14 protein-coding genes are annotated in these 14,433 nt (G+C 64.1%); 11 read left to right on the forward strand and 3 right to left on the reverse strand.

Annotated features, from left to right (window positions below):
- Positions 1-7: 7 nt before the first annotated feature.
- Positions 8-814: a pseudouridine synthase gene (locus tag GHT07_RS16290; protein WP_194792967.1), complete on the reverse strand. Its 807-nt coding sequence runs from the start codon at positions 812-814 to the stop codon at positions 8-10.
- Positions 815-859: 45 nt separating this feature from the next.
- Between GHT07_RS16290 and GHT07_RS16295 the strand changes: the two genes are divergently transcribed.
- Positions 860-2,134, forward strand: a complete 1,275-nt coding sequence (locus tag GHT07_RS16295) for a glycosyltransferase family 4 protein (RefSeq protein ID WP_153586166.1) — start codon at positions 860-862, stop codon at positions 2,132-2,134.
- A 1-nt stretch (position 2,135) separates the two neighbouring features.
- Here GHT07_RS16295 and GHT07_RS16300 read toward each other — a convergent pair whose 3' ends face one another.
- Positions 2,136-2,858, reverse strand: a complete 723-nt coding sequence (locus tag GHT07_RS16300; RefSeq protein ID WP_153586167.1) for a Crp/Fnr family transcriptional regulator — start codon at positions 2,856-2,858, stop codon at positions 2,136-2,138.
- Between the two features lie 137 nt (positions 2,859-2,995).
- Between GHT07_RS16300 and GHT07_RS16305 the strand changes: the two genes are divergently transcribed.
- From GHT07_RS16305 to GHT07_RS16350, 10 genes are all read left to right on the forward strand, one after another.
- On the forward strand, positions 2,996-4,942 hold the full coding sequence (locus tag GHT07_RS16305) for an AMP-dependent synthetase/ligase (RefSeq protein WP_153586168.1): 1,947 nt from the start codon (positions 2,996-2,998) through the stop codon (positions 4,940-4,942).
- 5 nt (positions 4,943-4,947) lie between these two features.
- A complete protein-coding gene (locus GHT07_RS16310; protein ID WP_153586235.1) occupies positions 4,948-5,775 on the forward strand; it encodes an ABC transporter ATP-binding protein in 828 nt (275 codons plus the stop codon).
- A 10-nt stretch (positions 5,776-5,785) separates the two neighbouring features.
- A complete protein-coding gene (locus tag GHT07_RS16315; RefSeq protein ID WP_153586169.1) occupies positions 5,786-6,712 on the forward strand; it encodes a branched-chain amino acid ABC transporter permease in 927 nt (308 codons plus the stop codon).
- A gap of 17 nt (positions 6,713-6,729) precedes the next feature.
- Positions 6,730-7,806, forward strand: a complete 1,077-nt coding sequence (locus GHT07_RS16320) for a branched-chain amino acid ABC transporter permease (RefSeq protein ID WP_153586170.1) — start codon at positions 6,730-6,732, stop codon at positions 7,804-7,806.
- A gap of 111 nt (positions 7,807-7,917) precedes the next feature.
- Positions 7,918-9,237, forward strand: a complete 1,320-nt coding sequence (locus GHT07_RS16325) for an ABC transporter substrate-binding protein (protein WP_153586171.1) — start codon at positions 7,918-7,920, stop codon at positions 9,235-9,237.
- Between the two features lie 133 nt (positions 9,238-9,370).
- The gene (locus GHT07_RS16330; RefSeq protein ID WP_153586172.1) at positions 9,371-10,180 is read left to right on the forward strand and encodes an ABC transporter ATP-binding protein; all 810 of its coding nucleotides are present in this window, start codon (positions 9,371-9,373) and stop codon (positions 10,178-10,180) included.
- Positions 10,181-10,294: 114 nt separating this feature from the next.
- Positions 10,295-11,542 carry a phenylacetate--CoA ligase family protein gene (locus tag GHT07_RS16335; RefSeq protein ID WP_153586173.1) on the forward strand — a complete coding sequence of 416 codons (1,248 nt, stop codon included), beginning with the start codon at positions 10,295-10,297 and terminating at the stop codon, positions 11,540-11,542.
- Between the two features lie 110 nt (positions 11,543-11,652).
- Entirely contained in the window at positions 11,653-12,645 is a 993-nt protein-coding gene (locus GHT07_RS16340) for a tripartite tricarboxylate transporter substrate-binding protein (protein WP_153586174.1), read from the forward strand.
- 77 nt (positions 12,646-12,722) lie between these two features.
- A complete protein-coding gene (locus tag GHT07_RS16345; protein ID WP_194792969.1) occupies positions 12,723-13,103 on the forward strand; it encodes a hypothetical protein in 381 nt (126 codons plus the stop codon).
- Positions 13,100-14,107: a Bug family tripartite tricarboxylate transporter substrate binding protein gene (locus tag GHT07_RS16350; protein WP_153586175.1), complete on the forward strand. Its 1,008-nt coding sequence runs from the start codon at positions 13,100-13,102 to the stop codon at positions 14,105-14,107. Before GHT07_RS16345 ends, GHT07_RS16350 begins: the two co-directional genes overlap by 4 nt.
- Positions 14,108-14,122: 15 nt before the next feature.
- Here the strand turns inward: GHT07_RS16350 and GHT07_RS16355 are convergent, their stop codons facing one another.
- Positions 14,123-14,431, reverse strand: coding sequence for a DUF1840 domain-containing protein (locus GHT07_RS16355; RefSeq protein WP_153586176.1), 309 nt, complete (start codon positions 14,429-14,431; stop codon positions 14,123-14,125).
- Positions 14,432-14,433: the final 2 nt, after the last annotated feature.

Below are 14,433 nucleotides of genomic sequence, written 5' to 3' on the forward strand. Positions count from 1 at the left end.
ACCAGTTTTAGAAGGCCTCGTTGGCAGCCAGATAGCGCCACTGCCCCACCGGCAGCTGCCCCAGTAAAACGCGCCCGATGCGGATGCGCTTGAGGCCCACAACTTTCAGCCCCACCTGTTCGCACATGCGGCGGATCTGCCGCTTCTTGCCTTCGGTCAGCACGAATCGCAATTGCTCGGGGTTCTGCCAGTCGACCTGCGCGGGCTTGAGGGCTTGCCCGTCCAGGCTCAGGCCGTGCCTCAATCGCGCGAGTTGCGCGCGGGGGAAGGCCGCCTGCACATCTTTTTCAACAGTGCCGAAACTCACGCGAACCAGATATTCCTTTTCCATCTCGCTGTCTTCGCCGATCAGCCGGCGTGCCACACGGCCGTCCTGCGTGAGCACCAGCAGGCCGATCGAGTCGATGTCAAGCCGGCCGGCCGGCGCGAGGCCGCGCAACTGCGTTGGGGAGAAGCGGTGCTTGGAGCCATCGCCGCGCCAGTGATTGCGTGGCTGTATGAGCACGACGGCGGGCTCATGCCCGTCTTCGGCCTGCCCGCTGACGTAGCCCATGGGTTTGTTGATCAGGATCGTGACTTGCTGGTCCTGCTGTCCATGCGCCTCGCGGTGCACTTCAATGCGCGCGTCGGGGCCGACCTGCACGCCCATCACCGCGACTTCGCCGTTGACGCGCACCCAGCCGCGCGCAATCCAGTCATCGGCCTCGCGGCGCGAGCACATGCCGAGTTCGGCCATGCGCTTGTTCAGGCGGGTGGTGGTGGAAGCGGGAGATTCAGGCAAGATAAAAGCCGTTGGCAAATTCGTTGCGGCCATTGTGCCGCGTGGAGCCCGCCTATTCACACGACGGCGCCGCGCCTGTTGCTGGTCCTGACCGAGTTCCCGCCTGCAGTGGGCGGCATGCAGACGCATGCGCGGCACCTGGCTGCGCACCTGTCGCGGCGGGCCGACGCCGTCGAGGTGCTTACCTATCGCATCACAGACCCGCAGCTCGCCGCGCAGGCGCACGCCTTTGATTCGCAATGCGGCTATCCGGTGCATCGCGTGCTGTCGCGCCTGGGTTATTGGCACAACATGGCGCTGCTGCTTGAGCGCGTGCGCAGGTTCCGGCCCGATGCCATTTACGCGTCGACCGTGTTTTATGGGCTGCTTCGCACGCGAACGGATCTGCCGCTGGTGTGCCGCTCGGTCGGCAACGACGTGCTGCGCCCGTGGCTGGGATATCCGTACCGGGCTTTCAGCCGCCTGGTCGGCTCGCGCGCCGTTCAACACGGCCTGCGCTGGTGGCTGGAGCACGCACATCACCCGGATTGGGTCGACCGGCTCTTCCGCCGTGCGCGCGAGCAGCTCATGCGCGATGCCGCCGCCAGTCAATGCCGCATCCTGGCCAACAGCGACTTCACGGCGCAGCTGCTGCAGGGCATCGGTGTGGCACGCAGCCGGATCGACGTCGCGGCGGGCGGCGTGGATTGCGCCCGCTTCGAGCAGGCGGCGGGCGCGCGGCAGTTGGCGCGTCACAAGCTGGGGCTGCGTGAAGACGACGTCGTGCTGCTCACCGTATGCCGCCTGGTCGCCAAGAAGGGCGTGGAGATACTGCTTAAGGCGCTGGCGTTGTTGCGGCCGGAATTTCCGGCGCTGAAACTGGTGGTGGTGGGCGATGGCCGCAAGCGCAAGGCCTATATGGCGCGCGCGCTGAGCCTGGGCCTGGCGGATGTGGTCCGGTTTGCGGGGCGTGTGCCGCACGAGGACATTCCGCCGTTCTTCTGGGCCAGCGACCTGTTTGTCCTGGCCAGCTACGAGAGCCTGCATGCGGGGGGCGCGGCGCGCGACGTCGAAACGATGGGACGCGTGCTGTGCGAAGCGAACGCCGCCGGGCTGCCACTCGTTGCCACGGCCAGCGGCGGCACGCCCAGTGTCGTGCGCAGTGGCGAGAACGGCCTGCTCGTCGCGCCGGGTGACCCACGCGCCTTGGCAGACGCCATGGCGCGGGTGCTGCGCGACCCGCAACTGGCCGCGCAACTCAGGGCCGCAGGCCTGGAGCGCGCGCGCAGCGAATTCGACTGGTCTGCCGTGCTGCCGCGCCACGAGATGGCGATTGCGCGCGCCATTGCAGACAAGTCCGTGCAGGCCGCCTGAGTCAGGGCGCAGCAGGCCGCACGCCCACGCTCGATCGCAGCGCCTGCAAGTCGAGGATTCGCAGGCCGCCGTATTCGACGCGGATCATCTTCTGCGCTTCGAGCGAGGCCAGCGCCTCGTTCACCCGCTGGCGCGACAGCCCCACCAGGTAAGCCAGCTCCTGCTGCGTGATGCGCAACACATCGCCCACACCGGGAAAGAGCACCGGGTTGAACAGCGCTGCAAGGCTGCGCGCCACACGGATGTCGGGGTTGTTCATCCGGTCGATCTCGCGTGCCGCGATGAACTGCCCGAGCCGCTCGTTCAACTGGTTCATCACGAAGCGGTTGAAGCCGATGGAGTGATCGAGCAGCCAATGGAAGGTGTCCCCCGGCAAGCCCGCCACGACGCTCTTGCGCAGTGCCTGGATGTTGTAGCGATAGGTCTCGCGCTTGAGCACTGTGCCTTCACCAAACCAGCCGCCGGGCGGCAGGCCGCTGAACGTCACCGTCTGGCCCTGCTCGTTGTCGCTGCTCATCTTGAGCAGGCCCTCGATCACGCCAAACCAGTACGTGACCGGGCGGCCGATGCGGCACAGGTAGTCGCCAGGCAAGGCATTGCCGACTTGCACCTTGCTGATTGCCATCGCCCGCTCATGCTCGTTGAGCACGCTCATCCATGGGATGCCCGCGATTTCGTCAGTCGTCGGTGGGCGGCGGCGTTCGTGCAGCGAGGTGTCGACCATGGTGGCGAGCGGTTCCTTGGACGGGGAGGTCCCTACTAGGACCTTCCCTTAGATTGTCGTCGTAAAGACAACATGACGTCAAAGTCGGGTCTACATTCCCGTCCATCAGCCCTGACGACTGACCATAAGGACAACGAATGGAGACGACATTCCCGCGGCTGCTCTTGAAGCACGCGAGCGAGCGCCCCGCCGCAGCGGCGATGCGCGAGAAGGAATACGGCATCTGGCAATCGCACACCTGGCAGGCGATGGCCGAACTCGTGGCGAACATCGCATGCGGCTTGCACCAGGCTGGCCTGGCGCGCGGTGAACACATGGTGGTTGTCGGCGCCAACCGCCCGCGCCTGTATGCAACCATGCTGGCCGTGCAATCGCTCGGCGCGGTGCCGATTCCGCTCTACCAGGATGCAGTGGCAGCCGAATGCGTTTTCCCGATCAACAACGCCGACGTGCGCTTCGCCTTTGCCGAAGACCAGGAGCAGGTGGACAAGCTGCTCGAAGTGCGCGAGCAATGCCCGCAAATCAAGGCGATCTTCTTCGACGATCCGCGTGGCCTGCGCAAGTACAACGAGCCGGGCTTGCAATCGCTCGATGACCTGATCGAAAACGGCCGCGCATTTGCCAAACAGCATCCACAGTTCTTCCAGTCGGAAGTGGACTTGGCGAAGCCCGATGACGTGGCCGCCATGTTCTTCACATCGGGCACGACGGGCAACCCCAAGGGCGTGGTGCACACCCACCGCACGCTGCTCGACCGCGGCCTTGCAGGCGCGCAGTTCGACAAGCTCACGAACCACGAAGAAGTGCTGGCGTACCTGCCGCCCGCGTGGATCGGCCAGAACATCTTCAGCTATGCGCAGTGGCTCGCATGCGGCTACGTGGTGAACTGCCCCGAGTCGAGCACCACGGTGATGATCGACCTCAAAGAGATCGGCCCGACGTATTACTTCGCGCCGCCGCGCGTGTTCGAAGGCCTGCTCACCACGGTGATGATCCGCATGGAAGACGCGGGCTGGCTCAAGCGCAAGATGTTTTCGTCGTTCATGGATGTGGCCAAGCGCGTAGGGCCAGCGCTGATGGACAGGAAGCCTGTCGGCGCCGCCGATCGCCTGCTTTACGCGCTGGGCAACTTCTTCGTGTACGGACCGCTGCGCAACAACCTGGGCTTCTCACGCGTGCGTGTGGCGTACACCGCCGGTGAGGCCATCGGGCCTGACCTGTTCACGTTCTACCGCTCGATCGGCATCAACCTGAAGCAGCTGTACGGCTCAACGGAGACTGCCGTGTTCGTGTGCCTGCAGCCGGACGACCAGGCCCGCGCCGACACTGTGGGCGTGCCGATCAGCGGCGTCGAGATCAAGGTTGCCGACAGCGGCGAAATCCTCGTGCGCTCGCCGGGCCTGCTGAAGGAGTACTACAAGAACCCGACGGCAACGGCGGAAGTGCTCACCGCCGACGGCTGGTATCACACGAGCGACGCGGGCTTTCTGGATGCGCACGGCCACCTGAAGATCATCGACCGCGTCAAGGACGTGGGCCGCATCAAGGGCGGCGCGAACGACGGCGCGATGTTCGCGCCCAAGTATGTTGAGAACAAGCTGAAGTTCTTTCCGTACATCAAGGAAGTCGTGGCGTATGGCGACGGCCGAGAGAAGGTGTGCGTGATGATCAACATTGACTTCGAAGCTGTCGGCAACTGGGCCGAGCGCCGCAACCTGCCCTATGCGGGCTACACCGACCTGGCGCAAAAGCCCGAGGTGTACGAGCTGATCAAGGATTGCGTCGAGAAGGTGAACGCCGACCTCGCGCTCGACGAGCTGCTGGCCGGCTCGCAGATCAGCCGCTTTCTCGTGCTGCACAAGGAACTCGACGCGGACGACGGCGAACTCACCCGCACCAACAAAGTCCGCCGTGGCTACATCGCTGACAAATACCAGGTGCTGGTCGATGCGCTGTATGGCGGCCGGGCCGAGCAGTTCATCGAAACGCAGGTCAAGTTCGAAGACGGCCGCACGGGCAGCGTGAGCGCGACGCTGCGCATGGTCGACACCAAACTATTTCCGCCCGTGAAGGCTGCCGCATGAACATGATGTCTGAAGCTTCGCAACTCGCGGACGCACCGGCTGCATCAGGCACCGGGCGAAAGATCGGCGAGGTGATCCTCGATGTGCAGAACATCTCGCTCGCGTTCGGCGGCGTGAAGGCGCTCACCGATATTTCATTCAACGTCAAAGAGCACGAGATCCGCGCGATCATCGGCCCCAACGGTGCAGGCAAGAGCTCGATGCTCAACTGCATCAACGGCGTATACCAGCCGCAGCACGGCTCGATCACCTTCCGCGGCAAGACGTTCGACCACATGAACAGCCACGAGGTGGCCGTGATGGGTGTGGCGCGCACGTTCCAGAACCTTGCGCTCTTCAAGGGCATGAGCGTGCTCGACAACATCATGACCGGGCGCAACCTGCGCATCAAAAGCAACCTGTTCATGCAGGCGCTGCGCATCGGCCCGGCCGAGCGCGAAGAAATGCGCCACCGCGAATTCGTCGAACACATCATCGACTTCCTGGAAATCCAGCCGTATCGCAAGACGCCCGTCGGCCAACTGCCCTATGGCTTGCAAAAGCGCGTGGACCTCGGCCGCGCACTGGCGATGGAGCCGCAGGTGCTGCTGCTCGACGAGCCCATGGCCGGCATGAACGTCGAAGAAAAACAGGACATGTGCCGCTTCGTGCTCGACGTGAACGATGAGTTCGGCACGACGGTGGTGCTCATCGAACACGACATGGGCGTGGTGATGGACATCAGCGATCGCGTCGTGGTGCTCGACTACGGCAAGAAGATCGGCGATGGCACACCCGACGAAGTGCGCAACAACCCCGAAGTCATCAACGCCTACCTCGGCACCAGCCACTGAAGGCAAGCACATGGGATTTTTCCTCGAAACCCTTCTTGGCGGCCTGATGGCCGGCATGCTCTATTCGCTGGTGGCGCTCGGCTTCGTGCTGATCTTCAAGGCGTCGGGTGTCTTCAACTTTGCGCAGGGCGCCATGGTGCTCTTCGGCGCACTTGCAATGGCGCGCTTTGCCGAGTGGCTCGCGGGCTGGGGCGTGACCAATCAGATCGCGGCCAACGTGCTCGCTTTCATCATTGCCGGCGCGATCATGTTCGTGGTCGCGTGGGTGATCGAGATGCTGGTGCTGCGCCACCTCGTGAACCAGGAAGCGGCCACGCTGCTGATGGCAACGCTGGGCATCGCGTACTTCCTCGAAGGGCTGGGCCAGACGCTGTTTGGCAACAGCATCTACAAGATCGACATCGGCATGCCGAAAGACCCGGTGATCGCTTTCGAGAGCGTGTTCCAGGGCGGCATCCTGATCAACAAGGAAGACCTGATCGCGGCGCTCATCGCAGCGTCGCTCGTGGCGCTGCTCAGCCTGTTCTTCCAGAAGACGAACACGGGCCGCGCGCTGCGCGCTGTGGCCGATGACCACCAGGCCGCGCAGTCCATCGGCATTCCGCTGCAGCGCATCTGGGTGATCATCTGGTGCGTGGCCGGCGTCGTGGCGCTGGTGGCCGGAATGATCTGGGGCAGCAAGCTCGGCGTGCAGTTCTCGCTCTCGACCGTGGCGCTGCGCGCGCTGCCTGTCGTGATCCTGGGCGGCCTGACTTCCGTGCCCGGCGCCATCATCGGCGGGCTGATCATCGGCGTGGGTGAAAAGCTGTCGGAGGTGTACATCGGCCCGATGGTCGGCGGCGGCATCGAGATCTGGTTTGCCTATGTACTCGCGCTTGGGTTCCTGCTGGTACGCCCGCAGGGACTGTTCGGCGAAAAAATCATTGATCGCGTGTAGATCGGGAAACACTCAACATGATTTACCGCGAAAACGGCCAATTCAAAACCACGTACCGGGCTGACCAGCAGGTCTTCCCGATCCTGCAGGACCGCCTGTTCATCGGCCTGGTGCTTATCACTGCGTTCATCATCGTTCCGGCGATGGCAAGCGAGTACTGGTTCCGCGCGCTGCTGATCCCGTTCCTGATCATGGCGCTCGCTGCACTCGGCGTGAACATCCTCGTGGGCTACTGCGGCCAGATCTCGCTGGGCTCCGGCGCATTCATGGCTGTCGGCGCGTACGGCGCGTACAACTTCTTCGTGCGCGTGCCGAACATGCCGCTCGTGCCTGCGATCTTGCTGGGCGGCTTGTGCGCGACGGCATTCGGCATCCTGTTCGGGCTGCCGAGCTTGCGCGTCAAGGGCTTGTACCTGGCAGTGGCAACACTCGCTGCGCAGTTCTTCTCCGACTGGATGTTCCTGCGCGTGAAGTGGCTGGTGAACGACTCGCCTTCGGGTTCCGTGGGCGTGAACAACCTGCAGGTGTTCGGCATGCCGATCGACAGCGCCGTCAGCAAGTACTGGTTCTGCCTCGTGATGCTCGTCGTGATCGCGATGCTCGCCAAGAACCTCGTGCGCAGCGCCATCGGCCGCGAATGGATGGCGATCCGCGACATGGACGTTGCCGCTGCCGTCATCGGCATCCGGCCGATGTACGCCAAGCTCACTGCATTCGCCGTCAGCTCATTCATCGTTGGCGTCGCGGGTGCGCTGTGGGCCTTTGTTTACCTCGGCACGTGGGAGCCGGCTGCCTTCTCGGTGGACCTGTCGTTCCGGCTGCTCTTCATGGTGATCATCGGCGGGCTCGGCTCGATCATCGGCGCGTTTTATGGCGCTGCCTTCATCGTGCTGCTGCCCATCTTTTTGAACCAGGTGCTGCCCGCGCTGGCATCGCTGGTCGGCATCACGATTTCGACGGCGGGCCTGTCGCATGCCGAGCTGATGATCTTCGGCGCGCTGATCGTGTGGTTCCTCATTGTTGAGCCGCATGGCCTGGCCAAGCTGTGGGCCACGGGCAAGCAGAAGCTGCGGCTGTGGCCCTTCCCGCACTGAGATGAACACGTACTCGCAATCCCCAATGCGCACCGCACCGCTTTGCACTTCACTGACGTTCCGGGCTTCTTTCGCCCTGGTTTCTTTCGCTTCACCTCAAAGGAGACATTCATGATTCGACGCACCCTCCTCGCCTTGCTGGCAGGGGCGGCAGCACTGACCTCCGGCCTGGCATACGCCCAGGCCAAGGAGCAGTTCTTCCCGCTGCTGTCCTACCGTACCGGCCCCTACGCGCCTAACGGCACGCCGTGGGCCAACGGCAAGCAGGACTACATCAAGATGATCAACGCGCGCGACGGCGGCGTGAACGGCGTGAAGCTCACGTTCGAAGAGTGCGAGACCGGCTACGCCACCGACCGCGGCGTGGAATGCTACGAGCGCCTCAAGAGCCGCCCGGGCGTTGCCCTGTTCGATCCGCAAGCCACCGGCATCACGTTCGCGCTGACGGACAAAGTGCCCAACGACAAGATCCCGCTGATCACGCTGGGCTACGGCCTGTCGGTTGCGCAGGACGGCCAGGCATTCAAGTGGAACTTCCCGCTGATGGGCAGCTACTGGACGGGCGCTGACATCCTGATCCAGCACCTGGCCAAGAAGGAAGGCGGCTTCGACAAGCTCAAGGGCAAGAAGATCGCGCTGGTCTATCACGACTCGCCGTTCGGCAAAGAGCCGATCCCGCTGCTGCAGGAGCGCTCGAAGATGCACGGCTTCAACCTCGAGTTGATCCCTGTCACGGCGCCTGGCGTCGAGCAGAAGGCCGCCTGGCTGCAAGTGCGCCAGATGCGCCCTGACTTCGTGCTGCTGTGGGGCTGGGGCGTGATGAATTCCACCGCCCTGAAAGAAGCGCAAGCCACGGGCTATCCGCGCGACAAGATGTACGGCGTGTGGTGGGCCGGCGCCGAGCCTGACGTGAAGGACGTGGGCGATGGTGCGAAGGGCTACAACGCACTCGCGCTGAATACCTCGGGCACGCAGCCGAAGGTGATCCAGGACATCCTGAAGTACGTGCACGACAAGGGCCAGGGCACCGGGCCGAAGGACGAAGTGGGCAGCGTGCTGTACACGCGCGGCCTGATCATCCAGATGCTGGGCATCGAGGCCGTGCGCCGCGCGCAAGAGCGCTTTGGCAAGGGCAAGGTCATGACGGGCGAACAAGTCCGCTGGGGCCTGGAGAACCTTGCGCTCGACCAGAAGCGGCTTGACGCGCTCGGCTTTGCCGGCGTGATGCGTCCGCTGTCCACCAGCTGCTCGGACCACATGGGTTCAACCTGGGCCCGCGTGCACACCTGGGACGGCGCGAAGTGGAACTTCTCGAGCGACTGGTACCAGGCCGACGAGCAGATCATCAAGCCGATGGTCAAGGCCGGTGGCGAGAAGTACCTGGCCGACAAGAAGCTGACGCGCCGCACTGCGGCGGACTGCCAGTCCTGACCTGACTTTCCTTGCTCCCTCCCCCGCCTGGGGGAGGGTTGGGGTGGGGGCATTTGTGGTGCCCTGTGCATGTGGAGTGCCCCCATCCCAGCCTTCCCCCAGAGGGGGAAGGGGCCAAACCGAATACACGCCCATGGATCCGAAGAAAATTGTTCTCAACGTCAACGGCATCGAGGTCATCTACAACTCGGTGATCCTCGTGCTCAAAGGCGTCTCGCTGCAGGTGCCCGAGGGCGGCATCGTCGCGATCCTGGGCGGCAACGGCGCGGGCAAGACCACGACGCTGCGCGCCGTGTCGAACTTGCTCAAGGGCGAGCGCGGCGCCGTGACCAAGGGCTCGATCGAACTACGTGGCGAGCGCATCGAAAACCTCTCGCCAGCCGATCTCGTGCAGCGCGGCGTGGTGCAGGTGATGGAAGGGCGGCACTGTTTTGCACACCTGACGATAGAAGAGAACCTGCTCACGGGCGGCTACACACGCAAGAACAAGGGCGAGGTCGCAGCCAATCTCGAGAAGGTTTACACGTACTTTCCGCGCCTGAAAACGCGTCGCACGTCGCAGGCTGCGTACACGTCAGGCGGCGAGCAGCAGATGTGCGCCATTGGCCGCGCGCTGATGACCAACCCGTCGATCGTGCTGCTCGATGAACCCTCCATGGGGCTGGCGCCGCAGATCGTGCAGGAAGTGTTCGATATCGTGCGCGACCTCAACGCCAAGGAGCGCGTGACGTTCCTGCTGGCCGAGCAGAACACGAACATGGCGCTGCAGTATTCCGACTACGGCTACATCATGGAAAGCGGCCGCGTCGTGATGGACGGGCCTGCGGCAGACCTGGCCAACAACGAAGACGTCAAGGAGTTCTACCTGGGCGTCGGCGGTGGCGAGCGCAAGTCATTTCGCGACGTGAAGAGCTACAAGCGCCGCAAGCGGTGGCTTGCATGACCCACCCCCGAAGCACCTGCGGCGCCTCCCCTCAAGGGGGCGACACCAGCGGCCCGGCAAAGCCGGTTCCCCGGTGTCCCACACGAACCATCATCTCCATCAATGGGATCGCTGATGAGTGAATTCTTCGATGCGCTCGAGCAGCGCGATACGGCGCAGCGTGAACGCGATTTGATGGCGGCGCTGCCGCTGCAAGTGGCGCACGCGCAAGCGACGTCGCCCGCGATGCGCGAGATTCTTTCTGGCGTCGATGCTGCGGCTGTCACTTCGCGCGCAGCCCTTGCAAAGCTGCCCGTCACACGCAAGCACGAGCTGCTGGAGCGGCAGGTGGCGCAGCGTGCCAGCGATGCGTTCGGCGGCTTCTCGTCGCTGGTGCGTGGGCCGGCCATGCGCCGCATCTATGCATCACCCGGCCCGATCTACGAGCCGGACGGCGGCACGCCCGACTACTGGCGGTCCGCACGCGCGCTCTACGCCGCGGGCTTTCGCGCGGGCGACCTGGTGCACAACTCGTTCAGCTATCACATGACGCCGGGCGCTTTCATCATGGAGTCGGGCGCTCATGCGATCGGCTGCACGGTGTTCCCTGCGGGCATCGGGCAAACCGAGCAGCAGCTGCAGGCAATTGCCGAACTGCGCTCGAATGCTTATGTAGGCACGCCGAGCTTCCTGCGCATCCTGGTCGAGAAGGCGCAGGAGACATCGACCGACATTTCCAGCATGCGCAAGGCGATGACGGGCGGTGAAGCGCTGCCGCCGTCGCTGCGCGACTGGTTCGCCGAGCGCGGCATGGCCGTGTATCAAAGCTACGCCACGGCTGATCTCGGGCTGATTGCGTATGAGACGAGCGCACGCCAAGGGCTGGTGCTCGACGAAGGCGTGATCGTCGAGATCGTGCGGCCGGGCACGGGCGAGCCGGTGCCCGAGGGTGAAGTGGGCGAAGTCGTCGTCACGACGCTCAACCGCGGCTATCCGCTCATTCGTTTCGGCACGGGTGACTTGTCGGCGCTGATGCCTGGCGCGTGCCCCACAGGGCGCACCAACGGCCGCATTCGCGGCTGGCTCGGCCGCGCCGACCAGACGACCAAGATCCGCGGCATGTTCGTGCACCCATCGCAAGTCGCGGACATCGCCAAGCGCTTTCCTGAAGTGGTGAAAGCGCGGCTGGTCGTCAGCGGCGAAATGGCCAACGATGTGATGACGCTGCAAGTTGAGGCACATGGCACGCCGCAGGGGCTGGACGCGCGCATCGGCGAAGCGATTCGAGATGTGACCAAGCTGCGCGGTGACGTATTGCTGGTCGCACCAGGCAGCCTGCCCAATGACGGCAAGGTGATCGAGGACGCGCGCAGCTACAAGTAATGCTTACAGCTCAAGCGTTAGCCGCTACGTAGAACCCGCGATGCGGTGGTGCGCGCACGAAAGTACCATCGCGCAGTTCACGTATCCGCATCGCCCCCAAGGAGACTTCCATGACCCGCTTCCTCAAGACATTCACGGCCGCCGCCGTGCTGGCCCTGGTGGGCATCGGCGCGCAAGCGTCCGACTTCCCTGCCAAAGACAAGCCCATCACCATCGTCGTGCCGTTCGCCGCGGGCGGCCCGACGGACCGCGTCGCGCGCGACCTGGCAGAAGCCATGCGCAAGCCGCTGGGTGGCGTGAGCATCCTGGTGGACAACGCAGCGGGCGCGGGTGGCTCAATCGGCGCGAATAAGGTCGCCAAGGCAGCGCCGGACGGCTACACGCTGCTCGTGCATCACATCGGCATGGCCACAATGCCTACGCTCGTTCGCAACATCCCGTTCAAGGTCGAGACCGACTTCGAATATCTGGGCGGCATCAACGACGTGCCCATGACGATCATCGCCAAGCCCACCCTGCCGGCGAACAACATGAAGGAACTCGTGGCGTGGGTCGCAGCCAACAAGGGCAAGATCAACCTCGGCAACGCTGGCGTCGGCTCGGCATCGCACCTGTGCGGCCTGCTCTTCCAGGAAGCGCTGAAGACTGACATGACGCCCGTGCCGTACAAGGGCACCGCACCCGCCATGACTGACCTGATCGGCGGCCAGATCGACCTGATGTGCGACCAGACGACGAACACTACGTCGCAGATCGAAGCCAAGAAGGTCAAGGCCTTCGCCGTGACCAGCCCCAAGCGCCTGTCGACCGCTGCGCTGAAAGACATCCCGACCATGCAGGAATCCGGCTTCAAGGACTTCCAGGTCTCGATCTGGCACGGCCTGTATGCACCGAAGGGCACGCCCGCTGACGTCGCCAAGAAGCTGAACGACGCGCTGAAGGTGGCACTGAAGGATCCCGACTTCATCAAGAAGCAGGAAGGCCTGGGCGCTGTGGTCGTGACCGACAAGCGCATGGACTCAGCCGACCACAAGAAGTTTGTGGCCGCCGAAATCGCCAAGTGGAGCCCGATCATCAAGGCAGCCGGCGTGTACGCCGACTAAAGGACGCACTGCTGCACGCGCCATGAAAGGCCGCCCCTGTGGCGGCCTTTTACATTGCCCACCCTTTTGCTGAACTCATGAGGCCATTGCGCGTCGTCGATTCGATCACGTCGCTCGACGCGCGCGACGCGGGTTGCGTCGCCGTCTCGGGCTCGCATGGCGGCGTGAGCTCCGCGCGTTTCGCGCTGGCCTCGCGCCCGTTCCTCTCGATGTTCAACGATGCAGGCGGCGGCCTCGATGGCGCCGGTCACGCAGGCCTTGCACTACTCGCGGCGGCAGGGCTGGCCGCGTGCACCGTTTCGCACGACAGCGCTCGCATTGGTGATGCCCAGAGCACGCTGAACGATGGCATCATCACCCACACCAACGCGCCGGCTGCAGCGCTGGGCATCCATCCCGGCCAGCGCTGTACTGCGGTCGCCGCATTGGCGCAGATCGAACAGGAGACAAAACCATGACGTTCCCTAGCGCGCCCCAGCGCCGCACTGTGCTTGCAGCACTCGCTGCCGCAGCCGGCGCCGCGACATTCCCCGCACTCGCGCAGTCAGGCTGGCCGAACAAGCCCGTGCGCATCGTCGTGCCGTTTGCGGCGGGTGGCACCACAGACATCCTCGCACGTGCGGTGGCGCCGGAGTTGTCGAAGGCTTTCGGCCAGCAGTTCATCGTGGACAACCGCGCGGGCGCAGGCGGCAATGTCGGCGCGGACATCGTTGCGAAGTCACCGGCCGATGGCTACACGCTGCTCATGGGCACCGTGGGCACGCACGGCATCAACCGCGCGCTGTACGAGAAGTTGCCTTATGACCCCATCAAGGATTTCGCGCCGATCACGATGGTGGCGGGCGTGCCGAACGTGATGGTGATGCAGACCGAGAAGGCACGCGCGCTGGGCATCAACAACGTGAAAGACTTCATCGCCTATGCGAAGTCGCGTCCGGGCAAGCTCAACATGGCGTCGAGCGGCAACGGCACGTCGATCCACCTGGCAGGCGAGTTGTTCAAGAGCATGACGGGCACGTTCCTCGTGCACTTCCCGTATCGCGGTTCGGCCCCGGCCTTGCTGGACATGGTGGGCGGCACGATGGATGTGATGTTCGACAACCTGCCTTCCGCACTGCCACACATTCGTGGCGGCAAGCTGAAGGCGCTTGCGGTGACGAGCGCGCAACGTTCGGCCGCATTGCCTGATGTGCCGACGATCGCGGAGGCTGCTGGTTTGAAGGGCTTCGACGCCACGTCGTGGTTTGGGCTGCTCGCGCCGGCCGGCACGCCGCCCGATGTTGTCAACCGGATCCAGCAAGAGGTGGCGAAGTCTCTTGGCACGCCAGCGATCAAGGAAAAGATGCTCTCGCAGGGCGCGATCCCGAGCGGCGACACGCCAGCGGAATTCGCCAAGCACATCGACGCCGAGCACAAGAAGTGGGCGCAGGTGGTGAAGGTGTCCGGCGCCAAGGTGGACTGAGCCACCCGCCGCAGATCACACGCCCCAGACGATCTCTTCCTTCTCGGCGGCGCACCGCTTGAGCATGTCGATAAACGGCAGGGCTCGCTGCTTGAGCATCACGCCTTCGCCAGCGCCGCAAGAAGCATCGTCCTTGTTCTTTTCCTGGTCCGCCGCTTCCTGCGCAATGGCGGCTTCAAGGGCGCTGATCGCAGCAGGCATCTCTTCGGGCAACACAATGCCCTTCGGCCCCGCGTCCTTGCCAATGATCTGCAAGACGCGCTTGCCGTTGGGCTCGAGCATGATCAAGTCACCGGTCGCCTTGGATTTGAATTTGTAGAGCATGC

Origin of the sequence: Caenimonas koreensis DSM 17982 (assembly GCF_009646335.1) — a bacterium.
Taxonomy (GTDB): Bacteria; Pseudomonadota; Gammaproteobacteria; order Burkholderiales; family Burkholderiaceae_C; genus Ramlibacter; species Ramlibacter koreensis.